A 26,145-nucleotide genomic window follows, 5' to 3' on the forward strand; every position below is an offset into this window, starting at 1 on the left:
GCCCTGAAAAAATTTTGCAGGGCTGGGGCGCGGGGGAAGGCGCCCTTTGCCGCACCTGCGCCCTTCTTCCGGCTGTCTTCCCTTACCGCTTGTACTGTTTGCGCCACTCGTCCAGAAACAGCAAACCGGCTTCAGCTTCGTCCAGCGCGCCGCTGCGGGCCCGCAGGGCGGCCACCACGTCGTCAAAGCCCGCGTGAGGCCCCAGGCCCAACCGCCGGACCATATCCTGGAGCTCCGCCGCCAGATCGGGCGGCAGCGCTTCCTCGTCGTTTGTCACGCTTCCGGCCGCAGCGGCCTCCGCCTCCGGCCACGGCCCCAGGCAGCGGGCCGCAGCGTCGAGCAGGGTTTGCATCCGCCTGGCGTAGGTATGCTCCGCCAGCACGCGCTCCCGCCCGCGCAGGGCCACGGCCTGGCGCTCCGCAGGATGGGCCAGGTAGTATTCAATGCCCTGGAGCATTTCAGAAAGCGTGGTAAAGGTGGCCAGCTCGCCGGGGGCGAACAGCTCCGGCATAAGGCCGCGCGCGTCCACCAGCTGGAAGGCCCCGGCGGCCGCCAGTTCAAAGGTGCGCGGGTTGACGAAGTCGCCGGGGACGACCGCTGCCGCGTCGCTCACGCTGGAGTGCAGGTTGAGGTTGACGCGGGTGGCGTTGTAGATTCTGACGCATTCCTCCTCCCCGATGCGCGCGCCGTGGCGCTGCAAATGCGGGGCCAGCAGCGGTTCGTCCTCCCAGTCCGATCCCCAGAGCTTGAAGTTCCGCCCCGCCAGGCTGCGGAAGGCCCGCCGCCGGTTGGGATAGCCCGCGCCCAGGAAGGCCACGTCCGCGCCGTATTCCCGTTGTTCCTCCGGGCGCAGCTCCAGGGGACGGTGGAAGTCCGGCAGGGCCGCCAGGGGCAGGTACAGGGCATTGGCCTGCCCCGCCTGCGCCAGCAGAGAAAGGAAGGGCTCCTTCTGGATGACGGCAAACAGGTCATACAGCGGAGCAAAGGCCCGCCAGTACTCAAAGACTTTGTAGTCCTCCACAAACCACATGGCCGTGCGCACCCCGGCGCGGCGCAGCCGCTGGAGCAGCCCGCGCCCCAGCGGAGCCTGGGCCAGCGCCAGCACCAGATGGGGCTCCTGCTCCCGCACCATGGCCCAGACGGCCTGGGAGACCAGCTGCAGGAAGGCCGTTTCCAGCTGCCCGGCCTGGGCCGGGGCCAGGCCCAGCTTGCGCAGACCGGTAAAGGCCGGATAGAGCGCAGGGGCCTCAAACACGCGCACGCTGTGGCCCAGCGCGCGCAGGGCGGCGGCGCAGTAGTGCCCGATGGGCAACGACCCCCCGTACATGGGCAGGACCACAAGGATGCGCAACGGCATGGCGGACATCAGCAGTATCTCCCTGGCGGCAACATCCAGTCCGCCTCCGGGGCGAACCATTCCGGCGCGGGCGCGGCGGCCCCCTCCGGCGCTTCCGGCAGCCGCAGACGCCGGAACAGCAGCCCTCGCAGCCGCCTTCGCGCTGCGGCCTGAGCATCCTCCCCGGCCAGCAGATCCAAGCGAGCGCCCAGGGCGTCCAGCCCCGTGCGCCAGACCTGCAGACCGGGCGGCTGGGGCGGCGCGACCCCGCCCTGCAGCACGGCCGCCACAGAGCGCAGCAACGCCGCAGACTGCAAGGGCCTGAGGCAGGCCGTATCCCTGGGGCAGGGCGCGGATTCCAGGCAGGGCGCGCAGGGCAGCGCCGCCTGCCAGACATAATGCCCCGGCCCGTAGGGGCCGGTTTCGTGCGCCCAGGCCGAGGAAAGAAAAAAGGCCAGCACCGGCACGCCCAGCCGCGCCGCCAGGTGCGTGCTGCCCGTATCCGGGGCGAGCAGAAGATCCAGCCCCGTAAGCGCCGCAGCCAGCGCGGGCCAATCCGTCTTGCCGCACAGATCTCTGGTCCGTTCCCGCACTTCCGGCGGCAGCAGACGCAGCAAACGACGGGCGGCGGGCTGTTCCGCGGCTGTGCCCAGCAGAAACACCGGCGGCCCCCCGCGCAGACGAAAAACCACAGGCAGCAGCTGGGCCAGCGCCGGCACGGGCAACGAACGGCGAGCCTCCCGCCCGGCCAGCGCCACCCCTATGCCCCTGCCGCCCGGCAGGGGGCGGGGATTGACGGCCGCGGGCACGGCCGGTTCCGTGCAGAAGTGGCCCCAGAAATCCACCAGGTTGAGGGGCGTTTCGGCCCGGCGGGCGCTGAGCCCGAAGCCCAGGGCCGCCCAGGAAGACCGCAGCACGCCCCCGGGCGCGGGCCGGTAGCCGCGGACCTGCTCCGGCGCAAAAACCCGACAGAGCGCGGCCGTCAGCCCGGAATAATTGCAGTTATACACAGCGGCAAAATCCTGCCGCCGCCACTGGGCCAGAATTTCCCGGTTGCGGGCCAGGGCCGCGGCCGAAGGCCGACCGTGCAGGGCCAAAGCCCAGACGCGCGCAAAAGGATAGAGCAGCCGGGCCAGGGGCTCCAGCCCCGCATCCACGGCCAGCTGCACCTCCCCCTGGGCCTGCAGCCCGCGCAAAAGCCGCCCGGTCTGCACCAAGTCGCCAAAGCGCGCCGCCTGTAAAACCAGAAATGCCGCCATATTGCCACGCAACGGGTTACACGCGTTCGCTGTTTTGTGGGGGAGCAGCGCTTTTTGTGTACAGCCCCGCCCCACCCTGCAACGGCCTTTTCCCTTTTCAGGGAGCGCATCGCCCCCCTGACCGAAAGTCGGAACGGCAGGGGTCCGGCCCCGCGCGCCGCAAAAATCCTTGGAGAGCAACTCTATGCGTTGCGCCAGACCAGGGCAAGCCCGGCGCTGCGGGCGGCGGCTTGGCGCAGCTGACCGCGGGCCAGGCGCATTTGCAACGGCCCCCAACGCGCACCCCGCCCTTAAACCATACGAACCATCTGCCGCGGGCGGCGGGCTGCGCCGAACGCGCGGCCGCCAGAGCTTTCTGATCGTGTTCAGAATTTTTCGCACATTTCGTCGTGCCGCGGGGTCAGAATTTTGGGTCTGCCTCAAGGCGCTGCCACGGGGCGCTCCAGCAGATAGCGCCGCAAGGCCACGGCGTTGTTGCAGTCCGTGTCCTTAGCCGCGTAGAGCAAGACCACCGTGGCGTGCCGGGCCAGCAGGCCCCGCAGATCTTCCAGGGCCGCGCGGGCTGGGGCGTCGGCGTCCAGCTCCTGAAAATAGCGCTCTTGAAAGGCCTCCCATTTTGCCCTGTCGTGGGCGAACCACCGCCGCAGGGCCGTGGAGGGGGCCAGGTCTCTGAGCCACACGTCCCAGGGCGCGCCGGCGCGGGCTACCCCGCGCGGCCAGACCCTGTCCGCCAGAACGCGGAAGCCCGCTTCCGGGCCGGGCCGATCGTACACCCGGGCAAGCAGTATCCGGGGCATAAAGGTCTCCTTGGCGTCAAGGGGCAAGGAAGGGCGCGCAACCAGCGGCTCGCAGGAAGGCTCCGAGGCTGTCGGGCCGCTCCGGCCCTACCGCCCCAGGACCAGCTTCTGCAGGCAGGCGGGGTCCGGACAAAGCCAATCCGCGCCGGCCTCCTGCAGTTCCTCCCGGCTGCCGTAGCCGTAGAGCACGCCCGCACAGGCCAGGCCCACGCTGTGCGCGCCCGCCACGTCGTATTTGCGGTCGCCCACCATCAGGCCCGCGGCCGGGTCATCCATGCCGCACAGGGCAGCCGCGTGGCGCAGCACCTCCGTCTTGCCCGTGCGGCGGCCGTCCAGCTCTGCGCCCGCCACATGGCTGAAGCAGGTGTCCAGCCCAAAATGGGTCAGGATGCGGCGGGCAAAGGGCTCCGGCTTGGAGGTGGCCAGGCAGAGCGTGCGCCCGGCGTGCCGCAGCGCCTGCAGCAAATCTTCCACCCCGTCGTAGACGCGGTTCTCAAAGATGCCCGTAACGGTGTAGTATTCCCGGTACAGACGGGTGGCCTCTTGCGCCAGGGCGGGATCCCCGCCCAGCAGTCGGCCGAAGGATTCCTGCAAAGGCGGCCCGATGAGCGGCATGAGCGCCGCCGCCTCCGGCACAGGACGCCCCATGCGCCGCAGGGCATACTGCACGGAGCGGATAATGCCGGTGTGCGAGGCGGTAATGGTGCCGTCCAGATCAAAAAATACATACTGCCAACGGCGTTCCGGGCTGGCTTCGGTCATGGTCTGCAAGGCTTTCTCCCGATGGTTCGGAGGGCGCTCGACAAAGCGCCCGGCGCAAGCCGGACACGCGCCCCCGCAGGCGGCAACGCCGCCTCAACGCCCGGTAAAAGGCGTATGCCGCCCCGTGCCGTCCGCGCCGAAGCGGGCGTCCAGGGCGCGGTTGTCGCCCGGCACGACAAAGTAGCCGTCCGTAGTTCGTTGGGCAACGCCCTGGCGCAGCAGTTCGCTCACGGTCACAAAACTGTAGCCCCGCGCCCGCAGGGCCGCCACCACCCCGCGCAACAGCGCGGCAGAACCGTGGGGCACGCGGTTGGCGTGGAAAAGCAGGATGGATCCGGGCCGCACCCGGCGGGCCACCTCCAGCGCCTGGGCCGGGGCGCTGTTGTCCCCGCCGCTCTCGGCCACCACGTCCCACTGCACCACCGTGAAGCCCAGGCTGGCCAGCAGATCCAGGGCCTGGGGCGAACAGCGGCCGTAGGGCAGGCGGAAGAGCGCGGGCACGGGCGGGATGGCGGGCGCCGCCCTGCCTGCGGCCCGCGCCGCGGCCAGGACGTCCTCCCGCAAAAGCTCATACTGGGCCTGGGTCCACAGCGCCTGCGCCCGCATGCCCTCCGCCGAGAGCAGGGCGAAATTGCCGTGGCTCCAGGCGTGGTTGCCCACCTCAAACAAAGGTTCAGCCAGGAGCTGACGCACCCGCGCCGCATGGGTGCGCATCCATTTGCCGCCCATAAACAGCGTGGCGGGCAGGCCCTCGGCCCGCAAAAAGTTGATGATGGCCGCGTCGTAGCCTGTGGTAACGGTGTCCAGCTCGCAAAGGTCAAAGGTCAGGGCAGCCACCTTGCGTGAATCCGGCACGGCCACCCGCCGCACCATGCCTACGCCTGCGGGATCCGCAGTCCTGGGCGGCAACAGGTGTACGGGTTCGCGCCGCGCCGGGGGGCGGCTGTCATTGGGCAGGGCCCGGCGCTGGTCCTGGGGGCCCTCCGCCCAGGGATCGGCGGCGGGGGCGGACGCAACTGCCGCTGACGCCGCCGCTGACGAAAAAAGGGCAGACAGACAGACGACCATGCCCAGCAGCAGCGCCAGGCCCGGCCACCCAAACAGTATCCGAAAACGCGCAGCAAATGCTCCTTGCACGACGGCCTCCTTATGGCCGGAAACAGTATTCAGGCCCGCCGCACGCCCCCGGCGCAGCGCCGCCCACTGGCGCAACCGCGAGCAAATCCTGCCGCGCGGACACCCCGCCCCTTGCCCCCACGGGCAATGCGCGTTACGGGGCCGTCGGCGTCAGGGGCAGATCCGCCGGGGCGCTCAGGCGCAGCTCGTGGCGCACCGTGGCCGAGCCTCCGGCGGGCACGGCGAGCTCCCAAACCAGCCGGTGTTCGGCGGATTCTTCCTTGGCCGCCGGGCTGTTTTTGAAGCTCACACGCACGTCCTGATCCACGACTTCCGGCAAGGGGCGCTCCAGCCGCAGAGGAATGGGCGTCTGCCGGGCATTGGCAACGGTATAGGTCCAGGCCCAGGTCCAGGTGCGGGTTTTGCCCACCAGGCCGCTTTCGCCCCGGCCCCGGCTGTCCGCCGTCACCCGCAGGCTGACGCGCGGATCCGGCCCGAAAAAGAGCTCCGTGGCCGCGCCGCGTGGCCGGAAGAAGCCCGCGCCCACCCGCTGACCATCCATAAAAAACTCCGCCGCGCCGTCGGGCCAGGCCGTGCCCGCGGAGGGCGTGGCCTGCGCCCGCAGCCAGACCGTGCCCTGCCCGCCCACGGGCCGGGCCAGCCACTGAAGGGGCGTTTTCCAGACGTCTTCGGCCAGCAGCAGGCGCGTTTTGCCCTGGGCCAGGCCGGGGGTTTGGGGCGTCCAGGTCGCGTAAACGCCGCTCGCGTCGTGTTCGACCGAAGCGGCATCCGCCTTGGCTCCAACGGCCATCATGAGGGCCTGGGGCGCTGCCATGCGGGCCACGGGCTGGGGCCGCGCTTCCACCACCCAGCGCGGCAGGGGCGCTGGCTCGCGCGGCCCGGCTGCGCCGTTGGCCAGGGTCAGCCGGGCCGTATCCCAATCCATGCCGGAATGCTGCCAGGCTTCGGCCAGCAGGCGCACTCGCGTGGTGTCGCCCTTGGCCGCGTCCGGCACGGCTTCAAAGGTATAGACGGGCCGCCAGCCGCAGTTGACGAGGCTGTAGCTGTAGCGCACGGGCAGGCCCACGGCGCTGACCGGCTTCTGCAGGACAACGGACACAAGTTCTCCCAGCTCCGGGGCCTGGGGCAGCTGCTTGAGGGCCTCCTGGGCCAGGGCCAGGCGGTGCTCCAGATCGGCCCGCTCATAACTCAGGTTGGGCAGCATGTCGGTCAGGCGTTTGTCACGCTCGGCCAGCTCCTGCAGGGACAAACCGCGCGCGTCGCCCTGCCAGAGGGCCAGCCGGGCCTTGACGGCCTCCAGCTTGCCGGCCAGGGCCCGCACGGCGTGCTCCAGCTCCGCCCGCTGCCGGGCCAGGCCGCCGCTCGCCTCCAGGGGCAGGGGGCTGGCGCTCCAGCCGCTCAGGGCGTGCCCCGGCACGCGCACCTCCAGATTCTGCGCCCCGCCGGGCAGGACAAATTCCACCACGCTGCGGCCCGCTTCCGTGCGCACAGGGGCCGTATGCGCCACATGCAGCACCGCGCCGGAGGGGGCCAGCAGCACGCTATCGGGTGGGACAGGGGCCGTGGGGCTTTCTGCAGCGAACGCGGGCGCGGCCGCAAGGAACACTGCGGCCAGGCAGGCCAGAACGCGGCTCCCCCAAAAGGAACCGCCGCCGGATCGCCGTAAGGCAGACAGGTGCGTCATGAGAAGTCTCCTGTACGCCGCCGGTCCGGGCCGCGCCCGAAGCTCAGCGGGTCAGTTTGCGGAACTTGGGACGGTGGGGCGTGTCCGCCTCCTTGCCCAGGCGCTTGCGCCGGTCATCCTCGTAGTCCGTGTAATTGCCTTCAAAGAAGACCACTTCGGCATTGTCCTCAAAGGCCATGATGTGGGTGGCCACGCGGTCCAGGAACCAGCGGTCGTGGCTGACGACCAGCACGCAGCCCGCAAAGTTGTCCAGGGCGTCTTCCAGGGCGCGCATGGTGTTCACGTCGATATCGTTGGTGGGTTCGTCCAGCAGCAGCACGTTGGCCCCGGATTTGAGCATCCGGGCCAGGTGCAGGCGGTTGCGCTCCCCGCCGGAGAGCACGTCCGCTTTTTTCTGCTGGTCCGCGCCGTGAAAGTTGAAGCGCGTGCAGTAGGCCCTGGCGTTGACCTCACGCCCGCCCAGGGAGACGGTTTCGCGCCCTTCGCTGATGAGCTCGTACACGGTTTTGCCGGGAGTGAGAGATTCCCGCCCCTGGTCCACATAGGCGAAGCGCACGCTTTCGCCCACGCGCAGGCTGCCGGCATCGGGCTGTTCCCGCCCGGCGAGCATGTTGAAGAGCGTGGTCTTGCCCGCGCCGTTGGGGCCCACAATGCCCACAATGGCCCCCGGCGGGATGACGGCCGTAAGCCCGTCCATGAGCATGCGGTCGCCCAGGCTTTTGCGCACGCCGTCAAGCTCAATGACGCTCTTGCCCAGGCGCGGTCCCGGCGGGATGTAGATTTCCAGATCGGGCGCGCGGCGCTCGCTCTCGTGGGAAAGCATGGCCTCGTAGGCGTTGAGCCGGGCCTTGCCCTTGGCGTGCCGCCCCTTGGGGGACATGCGCACCCACTCCAGCTCGCGCTGGAGGGTTTTCTGCCGCTGGGCCTCGGTTTTGTCCTCGTTGGCCAGGCGTTTCTGCTTCTGCTCCAGCCAGGAGGAATAGTTGCCCTTCCAGGGGATGCCGCGGCCCCGGTCCAGCTCCAGAATCCAGCCCGCCACGTTGTCCAGGAAGTAACGGTCGTGGGTCACGGCGATGACCGTGCCGGGGAAGGACGAAAGATAACGCTCCAGCCAGGCTACAGAGGCCGCGTCCAGGTGGTTGGTGGGCTCGTCCAGCAGAAGAATGTCCGGATTCTGCAGCAAAAGGCGGCAGAGGGCCACGCGGCGGCGCTCGCCGCCGGAAATGCGGTCTACCGGCATCTCGCCGGGGGGGCAGCGCAGGGCGTCCATGGCCATTTCCAGGCGGGAATCCAGATCCCAGACGTTGTTGGCGTCCATTTGCTCCTGCACCTGGGCCTGCCGCGCAAGAAGGGCGTCCATCTCCTCCGGCTCCATGGGCTCGGCGAAGCGGGCGTTGATCTCCTCAAACTCGCGGGCTATGGCCGCAAGCCCGCTCACGCCTTCCTCCACCACTTCGCGCACCGTGCGCGTTTCCCCGGCCAGGGGCTCCTGCTCCAGGTAGCCGATGCTGTAGCCTGGGGCCAGCACGGTTTTGCCCTCAAAGGCCTGGTCCACCCCGGCCAGAATCTTCAGCAGGCTGGATTTGCCCGCGCCGTTGAGCCCCAGCACGCCGATCTTGGCCCCGTAGAAGTAGGAAAGGGAAATATCCTTCAATACTTCGCGCTGGCCGTGGCGTTTGCTGACGCGGATCATGGAATAGATGATCTTGTCCGGTTCGTTGCTCATGATGCTCCTTATCTTCCGTCGTCTGCCGTCCGCGCGGACGCGGACGCGGTTTTACCGACCATAGCCGCTGCCGGGCGCTTTTTCAAGGCGGGACTCCGGCCCGACGCTTTGACTCCCGCGCCGACCTGTGCAACTCTCATGAAGCTGCAGGCCGCAGCGGCCCTGCCCCCAGGGGCCGCGCCCGGGCCGGAGCAACCCCGGAACCAAAGGAGCGCGTCATGAAAAAGGAAGTGGTCAGCACCGCAGAAGCCCCCGCCGCCGTGGGGCCGTACAGCCAGGCAATCTGCGCGGGAGGTTTGCTGTTTCTTTCGGGCCAGATTCCCCTGGACCCCGCCACCGGCAACATGGTCCAGGGCGGGGCGGCCGCCCAGGCGGCCCAGTGCTGCAAAAACGTTCTGGCCATTCTCAAAGCGCGCGGGCTCGACGCCGCACAGGTGGTCAAGACCACCGTGTTCATCACGGATATGAAGGAATTCGGCGCGGTCAACGAAGTTTACAAGCAGTACTTCACCGCGCCCTGCCCTGCGCGTTCCTGCGTGCAGGTGGCCGCCCTGCCCCTGGGCGCGCAGGTGGAGATTGAGGCCGTCGCAGTCCTTTAAAAGCGCTTGTGCGCCGTTGCAACAGCAGCAAGAAGACGCGCGCCCCGGCGCACAACTGCGCAGGTAGGCTGGCCTTGCCATTTGGCCTTGCGTGCAGCATACTGCAGCAGTATGGCTAAAAGGACCAGCAAGGCGGCACCCATGAAATCTTTGGACGCAGCGCCCGCACGCGGGTTTGTCCGCAACGCTCAGAAAGACCTCCTCCAGCACAGCCTGGCCGTCTGGCCGCGCCGGGAGCACACGCTGCTGGAGGTCAACTGCGGCTGCGGCGTTTTTTTGCCCTTGCTCTGGAACTGCGGCTTTGACCTGACCGCCACAGAGCTCGCCCCGGACCTGCGGGCCGAAGCCTGCGCCCGCATGGGCGCGCGCACGGAGGTGCTGGCCGCCGCCGCCGACCATCTGCCCTTTGAGAACGACGCCTTCCACTGGTGCGTGCTGCACCTGGAAAACGTGGCCCTCAAGGACACCGCGGCCGTGCTGGCCGAGGCCCTGCGCGTCACGGCCCGGGGCCTGGCCATAACCTTCTGGAACGCGGCCTCGGCGGCCTACGCCCTGCACCGCCTTACGGGGCGCAGGCAGCCCTGGCGCGGCACGGCCCGCTGCTGGTGGTCCCTGTGGCGGCAGATGCGCGCCCTGGCCCCCGGCCGGCTTTCGGGCGGCAGCGCCCTGATCCTGCCGCGCGGCTTCTGGCGCGGCGGCTGCGACGCCGCGGGCCGCGGCCCCAGCCCCCACTGGCTGCCCCTGGGGGCCTGGGGCGTCATCCGGCTGGACATGGCCCCGCCCGGCCGCGTTACCCCCCTGCCGTTGCGGATCAAGCCCCGCCGTCTGCCGCGGCCGGAGCCGGTCATGGAATACGGCCCCCGCGCCTCCCTGCCCCCTGCCCCCGGGACGGACAAACCATGAAGCTGCCGCATCCGTCTTTGCCGGCCTTTGTCAAGACCTTTGCAGCCATGCTGCGGCGTCGCCTCCTGCCGCTGACCATTGCGGCCATGGTGCTGGTGGCGGCCCTGGGCGGCCACATCGGCTGGCGTTACTGGCAGTTTCGCCAGACGGCGGACCACACCTTTGAAGAGCTGAAGGCCGCCCTGCATCCAACCGACGCGAAAGCCCTGGCCGGCCTGGTGGACTTCAACGCCCTGGGCAATCAGCTGGCCGCGGCCGTGGCGCAGAGCTATCCCTTTGTGCGTCCGGGGCCGGAACAACGCACCGACCTCAGCGACCTCATCCAGACCGCCCTGCTCCGCCAGGCCAAAACCAAGGAAGAACCTCTCAAAGATCTTCCGGATCTGCCCCATCGACTCAAAACGCCCCTCTATGTGCTGCCGCAGGATTTTTACACCCAGCTGGCCGCAAGCCTCTCGCTGCAGACCTCAGGCGATACCGTGGCCCTGGTGCGGGCCAAGGTGCGGCACCCCTTGCTGGACAAGGAATTTACGCTGCTTATGGAACTGGAACGCACGCCGGACACGGGCTGGAGAATCCGCCGTCTGGTCAACGGCCAGCAGCTGGTGCGGGATTTCCGCGCCGCGCAGGTGGCGCGCATGGAGGCCAAGCGCAAAGACATTGTGGAAAAAAACGCCGCGGTGACGGCGCGTTTCCAACGGGATTTCCCCATCCGGGACTGCTCGGCCGAGGCGGGCGTCATCTCGGACGGCAAAACCCTGCTGCTGGTGCTGCGCGTGCAAGCCCACAACAACGGGAGCGTGCGCGTCAACAACATGAATTTTGAGGCGACCGTGCTGGGGCCGGACGGGCATGAGCTGCTGCGCCGCCAGTGCAACGCCGTAGCGCCCATAGGCCCCGGAGAGGATCTGGACCACCGCTGGACTGTGGAGCTGGACGCTGCAAGCCCCCCTGGGCGGGCGGTGCGCGCGGCGGGCACCCTGGCCTGCCGGGCCGCCTGGAAAACCCTGGGGCTCGCCAACGGCGAAGTGCTGCACATTACGGATAAGCCCCCCCTGGTGGAAGAACTGCGCTGAACCGCCGGCCAGCCGTCGCCTGTTTGTCGTCATTTTTTTATGAAAAGCAGGGTGCTGCGACTTTCCTCCCGCAGGCTTCTGTGCCATACTTTATGTCGCCCGGCGCGCCGGGCCATTGCCGCCGCCGCGCAGGAAAGCCCCCGGCAACATTCAAATCCTTAAGGAGCTGCCAACATGTCGGGCCTCAGCCGTTCCATCCACCTGACGGTGCACATCCATAAAGACCCGGCCGCCATGGCCGAACGCGCGGCGCACATTCTGGCCGCGGCCTGCGAAGAAGCCGTCGCCGAGCGGGGCGTCTTCAAGATTGCTCTTTCCGGCGGGCAGACGCCCATTCCCCTTTTTCGCCTGCTTTCGGGCCGGGACTGGGCCGACCGCCTGCCCTGGGACAAAATGACCTTCTTCTGGGTGGACGAACGCTGCGTCAGCCCTGAACACCCGGACAGCAACTACGGCCTGGCCCGCCGCGAACTGCTGGGCCATGTGCCCGCCACCCATTTTTTCCGCATGCGCGGCGAGGAAGACCCCGTGGAGGCCGCCCGCAAATACGAACAGCAGCTGCGCGCGGATTTCGACCTGGGCCCGCAGGATCTGCCCCGGTTTGACTTCATGCTGTTGGGCATGGGCGAGGATGGGCACACGGGCTCCATCTTCCCCAATTCTCCGGCTCTGGCCGAGCGCAAACGTCTGGTCATCGACCAGTATGTGCCGGAGCGCAAGGCCGACCGGCTTACCCTGACCCTGCCGGTCATCAACAACGCCCGCTGCTGCATGTTCCTGGTCACCGGCAGAGAAAAGCACGACGTGCTCTCCCGCGCCCTCAACCTGCTGGCCCAGCCCACGCTGCCGGCGCAGATGGTGCGGCCCGGCTTCGGCGACCTGATCTGGGTGGCGGACGAAGCCGCAGCCACGGGCGCGTAGCGCGGCGCACGCAACGGAGCATGAAAGGCATGCTGGACATCAGCGGGCACGAGGCCTGGTTTGCGGCCTATGCGGCGCGGGAACGCGCCAGGGAGGCAGCCCGCCCGCAGGGCGACCCCGCCCCTATGGATCTCAAGCTGACCCACACCAGGGCCGTGCTGGCCGACGCCAGGCGCATCGTGGCCTCGGAGGCACTGACGCCGCCCCTGGCCCGCGCCTGCCTGCTGGCCGCCCTGTACCACGATGTGGGCCGCTTTGAGCAGTATCTGCGCTACCATACCTTCCGCGACCGGGATTCCTGCAACCACGGGCAGCTGGGCGTGCGCATCCTCAAGCGCGAAGGCCTCCTTGACGACGAGCCCCTGCGCAAGATCATTCTGGCCGCCGTGGGCCTGCACAACCGCTTTGCCCTGCCCGCCCGCGTGCCCCAGGGCGTGGCCCTGGCGGCCAACGTGGTGCGCGATGCGGACAAGCTGGACATCCTGCGCGTCATGGACGAACACCTGCGCGGCCCCGGCCCCTACAACCCCACGGTGGTGCTGCAGTTGCCCGACGATCCGCGCCTCTGCGGCCCGGAGGTCTGCCGCGCCGCGCTTGAAGGCCGCGTGGCCGCCTACGCGGACCTGCATTGCGTCAACGACTTTCGCCTCTTGCTGGGCACCTGGTTTTTTGACATGCACTTTGCCGCCAGCCGCCGCCAGTTCGTCACAGACGGCCACGCCCTGCGTCTGCTGCACGGCCTGCCCGACGCCAGCCCCCAGGCCCCGGCCCGAAACGCGCTGCTGCAGCGGCTGGAAGCCGCACGGTGAAGCCCATCCCCCACGCCGGCGCGCTGCCCGGCGTCCATGCAGCCCTGCCGGAGCCCCTGCCCCGGCCGCCGCTGGGCTTTCCTCAGCGCCTGCTGGCCGCCCTTGCGCCCTGGCCGCCTGAGGCGCGCAACGCCCCCTGCAATCTGCCGCCGCCCGATTTGCGCGCCCGCGCCCCGCAGCCCGCGCCCCTGCTGCGCCTGGCCTACGGCCTCTGCTTTTTGCCGCCGGACGCGGGCGCGGCCCTGCTGCGCCTGAACCTGGAGGCGGCCCGGACCGTGCTGGCGGCGGACTTCCGGCCGCCAGAACGCAACCTGGAATGGCCCGCCGCCCTGGGGGCCCGCTGCCTGCCCGGTCTGTGGCCCGCCGGCCCGGCCGCCGCCTTTCTGCGCCAGGGCGGCCTTGAGGGCCTGGCCGCCCGCGCCGACGCCCGCATCCTGGCGCGCCGCGCCTTGCTGGGCGGGGCCGCCGTGCTGCTGCGGCTGGAACGGCCTGCATAGCCGGGGCGCAGTGCGGGGGCAGGCCGCGCCTTGAGGGCCGCCGCGCCTTCTGCTATCCTTACCGCTGTTCATATCCTGCCGTGCGCGGGCGCGCCCCGCGTCGCTTTTGTTCCCGCCTTTTTCCGGAGTTTTTCATGGCCGACTTTGTCCATCTGCACTGTCACACGGAATACAGCCTGCTGGACGGCGCCATCCGCATCAAGGATCTCTGCGCCCGCGCCAAAGATTACGGCATGCCCGCCTGCGCCGTCACCGACCACGGCAACCTCTTCGGCGCGGCCTATTTTTACCGGACCTGCAAAGATTTCGGCATCAAGCCCATCGTGGGCTGCGAGGTCTACGTCTGCCGCGACCACACGGACAAAAGCCCGGATTCCCCTCTTGCCCGCACCCGCCACCACCTTATCCTTCTGGCCCAGAATACCGCGGGCTACCACAATCTGGTCAAGCTGGTCAGCGCGGGCTACCTGGAGGGCTTCTACTACAAGCCCCGAGTGGACAAGGCCCAGCTGCGCAAGCATTCCGAGGGGCTGATCTGCCTTTCGGCCTGCATTGCCGGAGAAATTCCCCGCGCCGTCATCAAAGACAACGACATGGACAAGGCCCTGCGCCTGACGCGGGAATATGCGGACATCTTTCCCGGCCGGTTTTATCTGGAGCTCCAGTCCAACGGGCTCAAGGAGCAGGAGGTGGCCAACACGGCCCTCATGGAGCTGGCCGAAACCACAGGCCTGCCCCTGGTGGCCACCAACGACTGCCACTACCTTAACGCCGACGACGCCGAAGCCCATGAGGTGCTGCTCTGCATCCAGACCCAGACCACCATGGACGACCCCAACCGCATGCGCTTCGGCACCCACGAGCTGTACTACAAGTCCGTGGAGGAGATGGAAAAGCCCTTTGCCCATGTGCCCGAAGCCCTGGCCAACACCCTGCGCATTGCCGAGCAATGCACGGTGGAGATGGACTTCGGCCACCACTATTTTCCGGTCTACGCCCTGCCCGAAGGGGCCAGTCTGGAATCCGAATTCCGCCGCCTGGCTGAAGAAGGGCTGGAGCGCCGCCTGGAAAAGCACCCCGACCGCGAACGCATCGACCCCCAGGCCTACCGCGAGCGCCTGCAATACGAGCTCAAGGTCATCTGCGAAATGGGCTTCCCCGGCTACTTTCTGATCGTGCAGGAATTCATCAACTGGGCGAAAAACCACCACATTCCCGTGGGGCCGGGGCGCGGCTCCGCCGCCGGTTCCCTGGTGGCCTGGGCCCTGCGCATCACCAACCTGGATCCCCTGCCCTACAATCTGCTCTTTGAGCGCTTTCTGAACAACGAGCGTGTCTCCCTGCCCGATATTGACGTGGACTTCTGCGAACGCCGCCGGGGCGACGTCATCCGCCATATGGTGGAGACCTACGGCGAAGGCTCCGTGGCGCAGATCACCACCTTCGGCACCATGAAGGCCAAGGGCGTGGTGCGCGACGTGGGCCGCGCCCTGGGCATGAGCTTTGCCGAGACAGACCGCATCGCCAAGCTGGTGCCCGCAGACCTCAAAATGACCATCGCCAAGGCCCTGGACATGGAGCCGGACCTGGCCAATCTCTATAAGGGAGACCCCCAGGTCCGGCACCTGCTGGACACGGCCCGCCGCCTGGAGGGCCTGGCCCGCCACGCCTCCACCCACGCCGCCGGGCTGGTGGTTTCGGACAAGCCCATGGTGGAGTATCTGCCCCTCTACCAGGGCAAACGCGGCGAGCTGGTCACCCAGTTTGACGGCCCCATGACTGAAAAAGTCGGCCTGGTGAAGTTCGACTTTCTGGGCCTCAAGACCATGACCCTCATCCAGGATACCCTGGACAACATCAGCCTTCAGGGCCAGACCCCGCCAGACCTGGACAACCTGCCCCTCACCGACGCCGCCACCTACGAGCTCTACGCCCGCGGCGACACGGACGGCGTCTTCCAGGTGGAAAGCTCCGGCATGCGTCAGTACCTGCGCATGCTCAGGCCCACCTGCTTTGAGGACGTCATCGCCATGCTGGCCCTGTACCGGCCCGGCCCCCTGGGTTCGGGCATGGTGGACGAATTCATCAAGCGCAAGCACGGCCAGGTGCCCGTGGTGTATCCGCACGATTCCCTGCAGGAATGCCTGCGCGATACCTACGGCGTCATCGTCTACCAGGAACAGGTCATGCAGATCGCCCAGATCGTCGCCAGCTACACGTTGGGCGGGGCCGACCTGCTGCGCCGGGCCATGGGCAAGAAAAAAGCCGAAGCCATGGCCAAGGAGCGCGTGACCTTTGTGGCCGGGGCGGAAAAAAACGGCATCGGAAAGGAAAAAGCCAACGAAATCTTTGACTTGATGGAAAAATTTGCCGAATACGGCTTCAACAAGTCCCACTCCGCGGCCTACGCCCTCATTTCCTACTACACGGCCTACCTCAAGGTGCACTACAAGGTGGAGTTCATGGCCGCCCTGCTCACCTCAGAGATGGGCAACCAGGACAAACTGCTCAAATACGTTTCCTGCTGCAAGGATATGGGCATCGACGTGGTGCAGCCCTCGGTCAACCAGAGCCAGCGCGAATTCACAGCCCACAATGGTCAGGTGGTTTTCGGCCTGGGCGGCATCAAAAACGTGGGGGACGAAGCCATCCGCGAGCTGGTGGAAGCCCGCAAGACCGAGGGCGACTACGCCTCCCTGCTGGACCTCTGCTGCCGGGTCAACCTGCGCAAGGTCACCAAGCGCGTGCTGGAATCCCTGGTCAAGGGCGGGGCCTGCGATTGCTTCGGCGTGCCCCGCGCGGCCCTGCTGGCGGCCCTGGACCTAGTGGTGGCCCGCGCCCAGAAAAAGGCCAAGGAAAAAAGCTCCAACCAGGTTTCCCTGCTGGCCATGGCCCCGGCCCTGGAGGCCCAGCCCCTGCCCGGCATCGGCCTGGAATGCCTTGAGGCCCAGCTGCCCGAAATGAGCGACGAAGATAAGCTCAAGGGCGAAAAAGAGGCCCTGGGCTTCTTCCTCACCAGCCACCCCCTGCTGCCCTTTATCCGCGAAATGCGCCGCCTGAACCTGACCTCTCTGGAAGACGCGCGCGAGCTCTTCCCCGGCGCGGAGCTGCGCTGCGCCGCCCTGGCGGTGAGCCTTAAGGAGGTCATTACCAAATCCCGCGGCGAGCGCATGGCCTTTGTGGGCATTGAAGACCTTACGGGCCACGCGGAGGTCACCTTCTTCCCCCGCGCCTATGCCGAATGCCGCAGCCTGCTGCAGTCCGAGCAGCCATTGTGCCTCACGGCCCGGCTGGACAGCCAGAACGACGCGCCCGACACCCCCGACCTGGAGGACGAGGAAGACGACGCCCCCCGCGAGCTGAAACTGCTGGGGCAGAGCGTCTGCCTGCTGGCCGACGCCTGCGGCGCCAGTGATACGCCAGTGTGCGTGCAGATACCCGAACACCGCCTGGGCCGGGAAGACATGCTGGCCCTGCGCGCCATTCTGGAAAGCCACCCAGGCCCGGTGGAGGCCCAGGCTCAGGTCTGCCTGGACGGTCACGCCTGCCTGCTGCTGCTGGACAGCAGCCTGAAGGTGCGCCCCGGCCCGGAGCTGGACAAAGCCCTGGCCGCCTGGGCCTCGTAAAGGGGCCGCGGCGCGGACGCGCAACAACAGGGCATTTCAACTTTGAGAAGCCCTGGCGGCTGTGTGAGCAGACGCCCGCGGTGGAGGCGTAAGCGCAATTTATCTGCGCTGTTAAGCGCAGAAACAAGCGTCCGCAAACGTTGAAAATGCATATTCTCAACGTTACTCTGCTCTAAAAAGAGGGATTCCCCCTGGCTGCGGGGAATCCCTCTTTTTATGGAGCAGCGCCGTGGGGCACAGGCCCCAAACGGCAGGCCCGCGGCGCGCCGTCAGCGGATGAAGTTGGTGGGCTCCCAGGGCTCCGGCGTGGGCGCGGCCACGCCGGCGGCCTTGCCGGCGGCAATGCACTTGATAAGCCAGGCCATGTTGTCGGCCAGGGTGCGCATAATCTGCAGGCCTTCCTTATCCTGCAGCACTTCCTGCGGCGTGTTGCCGTGCACGGAATTCCAGTACTGGGAAGAAACCACCGGCATGCGCGCGATGGTGAAGTATTTGTTCAGCCGGTCAAAAGAGGCGCTGGCCCCCCCGCGCCGACAGCTCACCACCGCGGCGGCTGGCTTGAAGGCATACTGCGCGGACTTGAGGAAAAACATGCGGTCCAGGAAGGAGCAGACCCCGCCGTTGGGCCCGGCGTAATATACGGGCGAGCCCACCACAAAGCCCTCGGCGGCGCGCAAAAGGTCAATGGCCTCGTTAACGTGGTCGTCATTGAACACGCAGTGGCCCGTGTCCTTGCACTTGCCGCAGGCGATACAGCATTGAATGGGTTTGACGCCCAGCTGCAGCATCTTGGTTTCAATGCCGTTTTTTTCCAGTTGCGCGGCCACGGCGGAAAGGGCCGTGAAGGTGCAGCCCTTGGGGTGCGGGCTGCCGTTGAGCAGAAGTACGGACATGCGATTCTCCTTTGGTTCTCCGGGGCATTTCCAGCGGGATTCCTGCCGGACAAAGGGTTACATAGGCACGGACCACGCCCCTGGCAAGCGCCCCGCCCGCAGCGCGGCCAGGCCCTGCGGCGAAAGGTGCCGCAAAAACGCAAGGAAGTCCGCCGCCTTTTCGCTGCGGCAGGCCAGGTAGCAGGCCGTGTACTCCCTGTGGGTCAAGGCCTGCCCATAGATGGGGTAACGGCGATCCCGACGGGCAAAGGGCAGGCCCAGGCGCTCCCCCACCGCCGGGTGGACGGGCAGCCAGAAATCCTCCAGCGGAGAAACATAGGCGCGCCGCACGCTGGGCGGCAGGCCGCCCAGCCCCAGCAGCCGCAGCAGGCTGTCCGCCACATGGCACATAAGCTCCCGGCCAGGGTGGTTGATGGTCACAAAGAGCTGCTCCTCCCGCCAGCGCTCCCGGATCAAGGGGGCGCAACGGATGGAGGCCGCGGCCTCCTTGGCCTCCTCCCTGGCCAGGCTGGCTTCCGCGGCGGCCTCAAGGGCGGCCCTGTCGCCAAGCAGCGGGGGCGCGCCGCGCAGGTAGAGGGCCAGGGCCTCTGTAGGCGTCAGTCCCTGGGCCAGCAGGCTTTCCAGCAGGCTGTCGCCGAAGTCTATGGGGGCCTCCCGCGTCCAGGTGGGCCAGTAGCCCTTAAAAAACAGGTTGGGCACGGTCAGCGTGCGGCAGGCTGGGGGCAGGCGCGGCAGAAGCTGCTCCGTGGACAGCGCGCCCCACTTGGGGGCCAGCCATTGGTATAAAAAAAGCGCGCACTGGCGCAGATCCACCCTGCCGATTTCTTCCCGCGTATAGTTGACGTACTGCCGAATACGGAACAGCCGGGCAAAGGCGGGCGTGTTTTCCAGCAAGGGGCGCAGGGCGTCGCCCTGGCAATTGGTGTGCAGCAGACACAGGGCCGGGGGCATGGCGGGTTGCCTCGGCGGTCAGCCGCGCGGCGCAGCCAATGGCGGCAGTTCCATATAGGTGGCGCTCTGCGCGCCCTTTTCCGCCACGGTTACGCTGTACAGCCGCACGGCCCGCGCCTGCGGATCGGCCTGCCCCGCCAGCCAGGCTTCCATGCCCCGCCAGATGTGCCGGGCCAGATTCTCCGAGGAAGGATTCAGCCGGTCAAAGGGCGGCGTTTCGTTGAGCAGGCGGTGGTCCAGGGCTTCCAGCACGGCTTTGAGGCCGGTTTTGAGCACCTTGAAGTCCAGCAGCATTTCCGTGTCCGGGGTCAGGTTTTGCCCCTCCACGGCGAGCTCCACGGCAAAGTTGTGGCCGTGCAGGCGCTCGCACTTGCCTTCATAGTGCCGGAGGGCATGGGCAGCCGCAAAGTCGTCTCGTACAGTCAGCCGCCAGAGATGGGTATTCATGACAAAATCCAGGAGACCACAAGGGCCGAAACAATGACTACGGCAATGGCCAGCACAATGCGGGCGTTCTGATTCCACTGAAACGTGGGCGCTTCCTCGTCCAGTTCCGGATCGCCCGTGGAGGGCGGCGTAAACAGCCGCTGCAGCCAGGAAAAAAAGGACATGTGTCTACGGGGGTTGCGGTTTGCCGCGCGCCTTGCCGGGCTTTGAGCCTGCTGCGGCGACGGGTCTGTAAAGAAATTTTAGTCTAGTCCGCGCCGGGCCCATTGTCAAAACCGGCGGCCCTGTTGACCTGCGGGCCGCGCCCTGGGATGCTGGGGCATGGTCTGGAGCAGTGTAACCATCCCCACGGCCCACGGGCCGCAACCCGGCATTGCGCCCATCCTTGTGGCCGCCAGCCGCGCTACGGACATCCCGGCCTTTTACGCCCCGTGGTTCCTCAACCGGCTGCGGGCGGGCTTTGCGCTCTGGCGCAACCCCTTCAACGGCCGGGGACAGTACGTTTCTCTGGCCCGGACGCGCTGCGTGATCTTCTGGAGCAAAAATCCCGCGCCCCTGCTGCCCTGCCTGCCGGAGCTGGACGCGCGCGGCCTGGCCTATTACCTGCACTACACGCTGAACGACTATGCGAAAGAAGGTTTTGAACCGGGCCTGCCGCCCCTGGCCCGCAGGGTGGAAACCTTTTGCCGCTGGTCCGACGCCCTGGGGCCGGAGCGGGTGATCTGGCGCTTTGACCCCCTGCTCCTGGCCGGGCCCCTGGCAGCCCCAGGCGCGGACGGCTGCGCCCGCCTGCTGGACAAAATAGCGCGCCTGGCCCGCGCCCTGGCCGGGCACACCAGCAAGCTGGCGTTCAGCTTTGCGGATATTGCGCCCTACCGCAAGGTCCGGACCAACCTGCGCCGCGCGGGCCTGCCCTGGCGGGACTTTACCCCGGAAGAAATGCGGACGCTTGCCCAGGGCATAGCGCAGATCTGCGCGGACTGCGGCCTTATCCCGGCCACCTGCGGCGAAACGGCGGACCTGAGCGCCTGGGGGGTAGGGCACAACCGCTGCATCGACCCGGAGCTGATCCTCAAACTTACCCGCAACCATCCGGACGTGCTGCGCCTCCTGGGCCGGGAGGGCCGGCAGCAGATCCTGCCCGGCGCGCCCGCGCCCCGCTGGCCCCGAGACCCCGGCCAGCGCCCGGCCTGCGCCTGCGTGCCCTGCAAGGACATCGGCCAGTACACCACCTGCCCCCACGGCTGCGTGTACTGCTACGCCAACGCCTCGCCCGCCGCCGCGCGACGCGGCCGCGCCGCCCACGACCCCCACGGCGAGGCCATTGCGCCGGAACGGGCCGGATAAGCGGACGATTCCCGACGGCAGGAAGAACGCGACCTTATGGACAACCGCCCGGCAAACCTGAGACCACACCATCAGGGGCAGACAAGCCTGAAAGCCTGCAAACCTGGCCCTCCGCAAAACTGGGGCCCGCAAAACTGGGGCCCGCAAACCTGGGGCCCTGAGGGCCGTCGGGGCCCCTTGCGCCCTTGCGTTCCATAGCCTAAACCTAAGAAAAGGATCTTTTCCCAGGGTTCTTTACAACCTCCAACCGCTTTAAGGAGGCGGATCATGTATACCGTTGCACTTATCGGCGCTTCGGGCCGCGCGGGTTCACGCATTCTGGCGGAACTTTCCCGCCGTGGGCACACAGTGACGGCCATCGCCCGCCACCCGGAAAACATCCCCGCCCTGCCCGGCGTGCGCGCCGTGGCCGGGGACGCCGGAAATAAAGCCGCGCTGGCCGCCCTGCTGCGCGGTCACGACGCGGCGGCCAGCGCCGTGCCCTTTGCCGTCAGCGATCCCCACATCCTCATCGAGGCCGTGCGCGAGGCGGGCGTCAAGCGCTACCTGGTGGTGGGCGGGGCCGGCAGCCTGGAAGTGGCCCCCGGCCAGCGCCTGCTGGACCAGCCGGACTTTCCCGCCGCCTACAAGCCGGAAGCCTCGGCGGGCGCGGTTTTTCTGGACCTGCTGCGCAAGACGGACGACCTGGACTGGACCTTCCTTTCGCCTTCGGCCGTGTTTGAACCCGGCGAACGCACGGGCACATTCCGCCTGGGCGGGGACCAACTTCTTACCACGCCGCAGGGCTCAAGCATCTCCTTTGAGGACTACGCCATTGCCTTTGTCGATGAGCTGGAGCGGCCCCAGCATGTGCGCCAACGCTTTACTGTAGGCTACTGATCGCAGGGGCAGGCAAAACGCCGCTCCGGCCCTCCTGCCCCCGCTCGAAGCCATCCTCCGGGCAAGGGCGGGAGGGTCTTTGCAAATGCGGCGGCTTGTGGCATAGCTTGTGCAAGGTCTGTGGCGGCAGCCCCGTCCTGTCACCCCTTTGACACGCCCCACCGGCAAAGGAAGCACTGTGGCCCGTAAGGCAAAAAACATCCGGCGCACGCAGCAGACGCCCCACAAGGCCGTCCTCCCTCGGCTGCTGCCGCCCCTGGTCTTTTTGCTGGCCCTCTGCCTGCTGGTGGTCTGCTTTTACGATTCCGGCTACACCTCCCTGCCGCCCACGGCCAAGCGCTACGACACGGCCAAGGCCGACATCCAGGCCCTGCTCCAGGACAGCCGCCGCGTCAATCTGCGCGAACCCTGGGAAAAACTGGCGGCGGAATTTCAGGATATTTACAAAACTGATCCGGACTGGCCCAACCGGCCCGCCGCCCTGTTCCGCGCGGCGGAATGCCTGGAAGACCTGGCCCGCCGCTCCTTTGCCCGCAGCGACGCCAAAAAGGCCGTAGCGGTCTACACCGCCGTGGCCGACCGCCACGCAGACAGCCGCTTGGCCGACGACGCCCTGTTCCGCGCGGCCAGGCTCAGCGCGGCCTGGCTTAAGGACGACGCGGGCGCGCTGGGGCTGCTTGCCCGGCTCAAAAGCCAATACCCGCGCGGGGATATGCTGCCCCAGGCCCTGGCCCTGGAAAAGGCCCTGCAGGCTTCCGCCGATGGCCGCACCGCCCCTGAAGCCCGTCAGGTGGCCGCCGCGGACGGCAAACCCGCCGCCCGTGATGTGGCAGATACGGAGGATACGGCGGCCGCTGCCGCCAACCCTGCCGCGCCCGCCCCGGACAAAGCCCCCAAACCGGCGCCGACGCCCGCAGTGCAGGCTCCCGCGGCTCTGCCCGTCAAGGACGCCAGCCCCGCAGCGCCGCAGCAGCCAACGGCAGCTGCCCACCGCGACAAAAGCGCTGCCGCCCTGGCCCAGGCCACGGCGGGGCTCAAGCCCTGGCCGGCAAAGGAACTTCTGGCGCGCTATACGGCAGGCAAAGCGAGCATGGCCCGGCTCAGGGCCGACAAAACGCGCTCCTGCTGGCGGCAGCCGTGGGAAGAGCTGCGCGATGATTTTTTGCGCGTCTACCTGGGCCGCAAAACCTGGGCCGCCGCCCCCGGCGCACTGTTCCGCGCGGCACAGAGCCAGGAAGCCCTGGCCGGCTGCTCTCACCTGAACGCCGAATACCGCCAGGCCCGCGACCTGTATCTGGCCCTGGCGGAAGAATTTCCCCGCAGTGCTTTGGCGGACGACGCCCTGCTGCACGCGGCCGCCCTGAGCTCCGGCCCTCTGAACGACCCGGCAGCGGCCCTGGCCCTGCTGGACCGCCTGGACACGGCTTATCCCAAGGGCGACATGCGCCCCCAGGCGGCGGAGCTGCGCGCCAGGCTCGCCGCGCCTTCCCTGGGCACAGCGCAAGCCGCCTCCGACGGCCCCGGCGCGGCGCAGACCGCCCCCGGCAGCGCGGGCGCAGCGGCTGCCCGCACCGCCCAGCCCCGGCACGTCAGCGATATGGCCCGGCAACTGGGGCTCACCGTGCGGCGGGTCTTCATTGACGCCGGGCACGGCGGCCGCGACCCAGGCACAAGCCACAACGGCGTGCTGGAGCGCGTCATTACCCTGGATGTGGCCAGGACTCTGGGCCGCCTGCTGGCGGCCAACGGCCTGGACGTGGTCTACAGCCGCACGGAGGACACAACCCTGGGCCTGCGCCAGCGCACGGATCTGGCCAACGCCGCCGGGGCGGATCTGTTTGTCTCCATCCACGTCAACGCCAATAACGACGCCAGGGTCTGCGGCTTTGAGACCTACTATCTGGATCTGGCGGCAGACCCGGAAGCCGCGCGCGTGGCCGCGCTGGAAAATGCGCACAGCGACCGCAGCCTGGGCGAAATGCAGAACGTGCTGGCCGACGTCATGCTCAACGCCAGGGTGCAGGAATCGCGGGCCCTGGCCCGCCAGGTGCAGCGCCTGGCGCTCTTCCGGCTGCAGCGGCGCGCCTTCAGCGTGCGGAACAACGGCGTCAAGTCCGCCCCCTTCCATGTGCTGCTGGGCGCGCAGATGCCCGCCGTGCTGGTGGAGCTTGGCTACTGCACCCACGCGGACGAAGCCCGCAACCTGAAAAATCCTCGATACCGCCTGGCCCTGGCCGAGGGCCTGGCCGAAGGCATCCTGGCCTACCGCGACCAACTGCTGCAGCGCCGCACGGCACAGAATTCCTTGACGCCGCAAGGGGCCGGTGCTATGTGAGGCAGGTCTTTCCGCCGTGCGCCCCTCGCGCGGGGAAGCGGTCCGATTTTTCTTTGCCGCCAAGGCACACGTGCAACTATACCGGGCTCCATAAAAATCAGTATCGGGGGAAGGAGAAATTCATGCGCAAGGTGTTCTCACTGGCTGTTATGGCCTGCCTGTTCCTGATGGGAACGGCCCATGCGGCTGACAGCTCAGCTGTGCCCGCGGTGAAAATCGGCGTCGTCGACATGCAGACCGTAGCCACGCAAAGCGAGCCTGCCCAGGCGGCCAAAAAGCAAATGGAAAACAAATTCGGCAAGGAGCGCGCCACGCTGGAAAAACAGGGCGAAGCGCTCAAAAAGAAGGCCGAAGCGCTCAAAAATCCCAAAGCCAGTGAAGAAAAAAAGCTGGACTTTATCCGCGCCAAGCAGGATCTGGACCAGAAGACCCGCAACTTTCTGCGCAAAGTGGAGCAGGAAGAAGTTAAACTGCGCCAGGACATGGTTACCCTGGTCTTCAGCGCCACCTATGAAGTGGCCCGCGCCAAGGGCTTCACGTTTGTTGTGGATGTGACCGCCGGCGGCGTGCTCTATGCAGACCAGTCCATGGACCTGACCCAGGACGTGCTGGCGGAAGTGAACAAACTGTACAAAGAAAAAACCGACGGCAAGGACGGCAAAAAGTAGCCCTGCCGGTTTCGCGCTTTCGGCCTCTCGACCCCAACGGGCCGGGAGGCTTTTTTGTACCCGCAATGCGGCGGCCCCGCGTGCGGGCCGCGGAAACGCCGTAGCGTCCCACACCAATCCTCAAGCAAGGAGGCTCCCATGCCGGATCAGATCCCCCAGCAGATGGACATTCAGCGCATTCTGCAACTGCTGCCCCACCGCTACCCCTTCCTGCTGGTGGACAGAGTGGTGGAGTGCGTCCCCGGATCGCACATCCGGGCCTATAAGAACGTCAGCATCAACGAGCCGTTTTTTCAGGGGCACTTTCCCGGCGCGCCCATTATGCCCGGCGTGCTCATTCTGGAAGCTCTGGCGCAGACCGGGGGGCTGCTGGCCGCCGCCGGGCTGGACGGCTTGGAAAACAAGCTCTTCCTCTTCACCGGGCTGGACGGCGTTAAGTTCCGCCGCCAGGTGCTGCCCGGTGACCGCCTGGACCTGGAGTGCGCCAACCTGCGCATGAAGCTCAACCTCTGCAAGATGGACGCGCGCGCGCTGGTGGACGGCAAATTGGCCGCCGAGGCCAAAATTACTGCCGCGCTGGGCGATCGACCGTAAGCCGCCCTGCCTTTCCCCCCGGCCGCCGAGGACGCGGCAGCGCGCCGTGCACCATGCGGCCTCCCCTGGGACGGTCAAACCGCTGCGCCCTTTGCGCGCACGCTTCCAGCTGCCACAAGGTAGGGCATTGCAACTTTGAAATGCCCTGGCGGCTGCGTGAGCAGACGCCCGCTGTGGAGGCATAGGCGCAATTTGTTTGCGCTGTTACGCGCCGAAACGCGCGTGCCTTAAACTTTGAGAACGCATATTCTCAAAGTTAATCTGCCCTACAGTAAGCTGCCCAGCCTGGGTACGCCCGGCGCGTCGCCTGAGGAGAATACCGTTTTTTGAAGGATGGGGGGCGTGGGGGAAGGGAGCTTTTGTTCACAAAAGTTCCCTTCCCCCACAAAAAAACGAACACACCTCCGCCCCAATTTCTCTTCCTATTCCTGCACGGCACGGCTTTCCACGGCCAGACGCTGGATCAGGGCTTCCATATTGTCAATGCCGGTGAGGCGCAGGCCCGCATCCCCTTGGGTGACGCGGCCCAGCACGGGGTAGGACTGACCGTTGCCGCCATCGCGCAGCACAAAAGGCACCAGCCAGCCCTGGCCGTCACGGCGGGCCTGGCCCACCTCGCGGATTTCCTTGCGCCCTGTGGAGGCGTCGGCAAAGAGCGGGGCCAGCAACCCCTGCGCTGCCGCGCCCGTGAGGGCGCGCCCGGCAAACGCGCCGGAGGCTATGCCGTTGTGGATGAACGCGCGCGACTCGCTGAGCAGCAGGGCGCGCACATTGCCGCCCATGCCGTCCTTGGTGGCCGCCTGCGAGAAAAGCAGGGCCAGCATGGGGGGAAGATCCTGGGAATCCTTCGGATCGCGCGCCCGGCGCACAAAAATGTCCAGGGCCTGCCGTCCACATCC

The 26,145-nt window shown here is 67.5% G+C and carries 24 protein-coding genes; 12 read left to right on the forward strand and 12 right to left on the reverse strand.

Annotated features, from left to right (window positions below):
- Positions 1–82: 82 nt before the first annotated feature.
- The 7 genes from BLS55_RS00480 to ettA form a co-directional block, all read right to left on the reverse strand.
- The gene (locus BLS55_RS00480; protein WP_092152368.1) at positions 83–1,366 is read right to left on the reverse strand and encodes a CgeB family protein; all 1,284 of its coding nucleotides are present in this window, start codon (positions 1,364–1,366) and stop codon (positions 83–85) included.
- Complete coding sequence (locus BLS55_RS00485) at positions 1,366–2,595, reverse strand: glycosyltransferase family 9 protein (RefSeq protein WP_092152369.1); 1,230 nt, start codon at positions 2,593–2,595, stop codon at positions 1,366–1,368. Before BLS55_RS00485 ends, BLS55_RS00480 begins: the two co-directional genes overlap by 1 nt.
- Positions 2,596–3,014: 419 nt before the next feature.
- Positions 3,015–3,392, reverse strand: coding sequence for a DUF488 domain-containing protein (locus BLS55_RS00490; protein ID WP_092152370.1), 378 nt, complete (start codon positions 3,390–3,392; stop codon positions 3,015–3,017).
- A gap of 87 nt (positions 3,393–3,479) precedes the next feature.
- Complete coding sequence (locus BLS55_RS00495; protein ID WP_092152528.1) at positions 3,480–4,154, reverse strand: HAD family hydrolase; 675 nt, start codon at positions 4,152–4,154, stop codon at positions 3,480–3,482.
- A gap of 93 nt (positions 4,155–4,247) precedes the next feature.
- Positions 4,248–5,291 (reverse strand): polysaccharide deacetylase family protein, encoded by a 1,044-nt coding sequence (locus tag BLS55_RS00500; RefSeq protein WP_257243072.1) that lies wholly within the window; start codon positions 5,289–5,291, stop codon positions 4,248–4,250.
- Between the two features lie 133 nt (positions 5,292–5,424).
- On the reverse strand, positions 5,425–6,975 hold the full coding sequence (locus BLS55_RS00505) for a DUF4139 domain-containing protein (RefSeq protein WP_092152371.1): 1,551 nt from the start codon (positions 6,973–6,975) through the stop codon (positions 5,425–5,427).
- Positions 6,976–7,018: 43 nt separating this feature from the next.
- Positions 7,019–8,701 carry an energy-dependent translational throttle protein EttA gene (gene ettA, locus BLS55_RS00510; RefSeq protein WP_092152372.1) on the reverse strand — a complete coding sequence of 561 codons (1,683 nt, stop codon included), beginning with the start codon at positions 8,699–8,701 and terminating at the stop codon, positions 7,019–7,021.
- A 218-nt stretch (positions 8,702–8,919) separates the two neighbouring features.
- On the opposite strand from ettA, the gene BLS55_RS00515 reads away from it, so the two are divergent.
- From BLS55_RS00515 to dnaE, 7 genes are all read left to right on the forward strand, one after another.
- The gene (locus tag BLS55_RS00515; RefSeq protein WP_092152373.1) at positions 8,920–9,300 is read left to right on the forward strand and encodes a RidA family protein; all 381 of its coding nucleotides are present in this window, start codon (positions 8,920–8,922) and stop codon (positions 9,298–9,300) included.
- A gap of 141 nt (positions 9,301–9,441) precedes the next feature.
- A complete protein-coding gene (locus BLS55_RS00520) occupies positions 9,442–10,203 on the forward strand; it encodes a class I SAM-dependent methyltransferase (protein WP_092152374.1) in 762 nt (253 codons plus the stop codon).
- A complete protein-coding gene (locus BLS55_RS00525; protein ID WP_092152375.1) occupies positions 10,200–11,279 on the forward strand; it encodes a hypothetical protein in 1,080 nt (359 codons plus the stop codon). The genes BLS55_RS00520 and BLS55_RS00525 overlap by 4 nt, the downstream gene beginning before the upstream one ends.
- A gap of 174 nt (positions 11,280–11,453) precedes the next feature.
- Positions 11,454–12,200, forward strand: coding sequence for a 6-phosphogluconolactonase (gene pgl / locus BLS55_RS00530; protein WP_092152376.1), 747 nt, complete (start codon positions 11,454–11,456; stop codon positions 12,198–12,200).
- A 20-nt stretch (positions 12,201–12,220) separates the two neighbouring features.
- Positions 12,221–13,009 carry an HD domain-containing protein gene (locus BLS55_RS00535; protein ID WP_257243073.1) on the forward strand — a complete coding sequence of 263 codons (789 nt, stop codon included), beginning with the start codon at positions 12,221–12,223 and terminating at the stop codon, positions 13,007–13,009.
- Complete coding sequence (locus tag BLS55_RS00540; protein WP_092152377.1) at positions 13,006–13,506, forward strand: hypothetical protein; 501 nt, start codon at positions 13,006–13,008, stop codon at positions 13,504–13,506. Before BLS55_RS00535 ends, BLS55_RS00540 begins: the two co-directional genes overlap by 4 nt.
- Before the next feature lie 134 nt (positions 13,507–13,640).
- Entirely contained in the window at positions 13,641–17,132 is a 3,492-nt protein-coding gene (gene dnaE / locus BLS55_RS00545; RefSeq protein WP_092152378.1) for a DNA polymerase III subunit alpha, read from the forward strand.
- Positions 17,133–17,401: 269 nt separating this feature from the next.
- Here the strand turns inward: dnaE and BLS55_RS00550 are convergent, their stop codons facing one another.
- Genes BLS55_RS00550 through BLS55_RS12015 form a run of 4 tightly spaced genes read right to left on the reverse strand, consistent with a single transcriptional unit; the run spans position 17,402 to position 19,587 of the window.
- Positions 17,402–18,025, reverse strand: a complete 624-nt coding sequence (locus tag BLS55_RS00550) for a flavodoxin family protein (RefSeq protein WP_092152379.1) — start codon at positions 18,023–18,025, stop codon at positions 17,402–17,404.
- A gap of 57 nt (positions 18,026–18,082) precedes the next feature.
- On the reverse strand, positions 18,083–18,976 hold the full coding sequence (locus BLS55_RS00555; RefSeq protein ID WP_092152380.1) for a WcbI family polysaccharide biosynthesis putative acetyltransferase: 894 nt from the start codon (positions 18,974–18,976) through the stop codon (positions 18,083–18,085).
- An 18-nt stretch (positions 18,977–18,994) separates the two neighbouring features.
- The gene (gene queD / locus BLS55_RS00560; RefSeq protein WP_092152381.1) at positions 18,995–19,423 is read right to left on the reverse strand and encodes a 6-carboxytetrahydropterin synthase QueD; all 429 of its coding nucleotides are present in this window, start codon (positions 19,421–19,423) and stop codon (positions 18,995–18,997) included.
- Entirely contained in the window at positions 19,420–19,587 is a 168-nt protein-coding gene (locus BLS55_RS12015) for a hypothetical protein (protein ID WP_180365352.1), read from the reverse strand. The genes queD and BLS55_RS12015 overlap by 4 nt, the downstream gene beginning before the upstream one ends.
- Before the next feature lie 157 nt (positions 19,588–19,744).
- Between BLS55_RS12015 and BLS55_RS00565 the strand changes: the two genes are divergently transcribed.
- From BLS55_RS00565 to fabZ, 5 genes are all read left to right on the forward strand, one after another.
- A complete protein-coding gene (locus tag BLS55_RS00565) occupies positions 19,745–20,770 on the forward strand; it encodes a DUF1848 domain-containing protein (protein WP_092152382.1) in 1,026 nt (341 codons plus the stop codon).
- Between the two features lie 267 nt (positions 20,771–21,037).
- Complete coding sequence (locus BLS55_RS00570) at positions 21,038–21,649, forward strand: NAD(P)-dependent oxidoreductase (RefSeq protein ID WP_092152383.1); 612 nt, start codon at positions 21,038–21,040, stop codon at positions 21,647–21,649.
- 178 nt (positions 21,650–21,827) lie between these two features.
- Positions 21,828–23,984, forward strand: a complete 2,157-nt coding sequence (locus tag BLS55_RS00575; RefSeq protein ID WP_092152384.1) for an N-acetylmuramoyl-L-alanine amidase — start codon at positions 21,828–21,830, stop codon at positions 23,982–23,984.
- A gap of 122 nt (positions 23,985–24,106) precedes the next feature.
- Positions 24,107–24,652: an OmpH/Skp family outer membrane protein gene (locus tag BLS55_RS00580; protein WP_092152385.1), complete on the forward strand. Its 546-nt coding sequence runs from the start codon at positions 24,107–24,109 to the stop codon at positions 24,650–24,652.
- 138 nt (positions 24,653–24,790) lie between these two features.
- Positions 24,791–25,246 carry a 3-hydroxyacyl-ACP dehydratase FabZ gene (fabZ, locus tag BLS55_RS00585; protein WP_092152386.1) on the forward strand — a complete coding sequence of 152 codons (456 nt, stop codon included), beginning with the start codon at positions 24,791–24,793 and terminating at the stop codon, positions 25,244–25,246.
- A gap of 422 nt (positions 25,247–25,668) precedes the next feature.
- Here fabZ and BLS55_RS00590 read toward each other — a convergent pair whose 3' ends face one another.
- Complete coding sequence (locus tag BLS55_RS00590) at positions 25,669–26,070, reverse strand: hypothetical protein (RefSeq protein ID WP_092152387.1); 402 nt, start codon at positions 26,068–26,070, stop codon at positions 25,669–25,671.
- Positions 26,071–26,145: the final 75 nt, after the last annotated feature.

Source organism: Desulfovibrio legallii (genome assembly GCF_900102485.1).
Lineage (GTDB): Bacteria > Desulfobacterota > Desulfovibrionia > Desulfovibrionales > Desulfovibrionaceae > Desulfovibrio > Desulfovibrio legallii_A.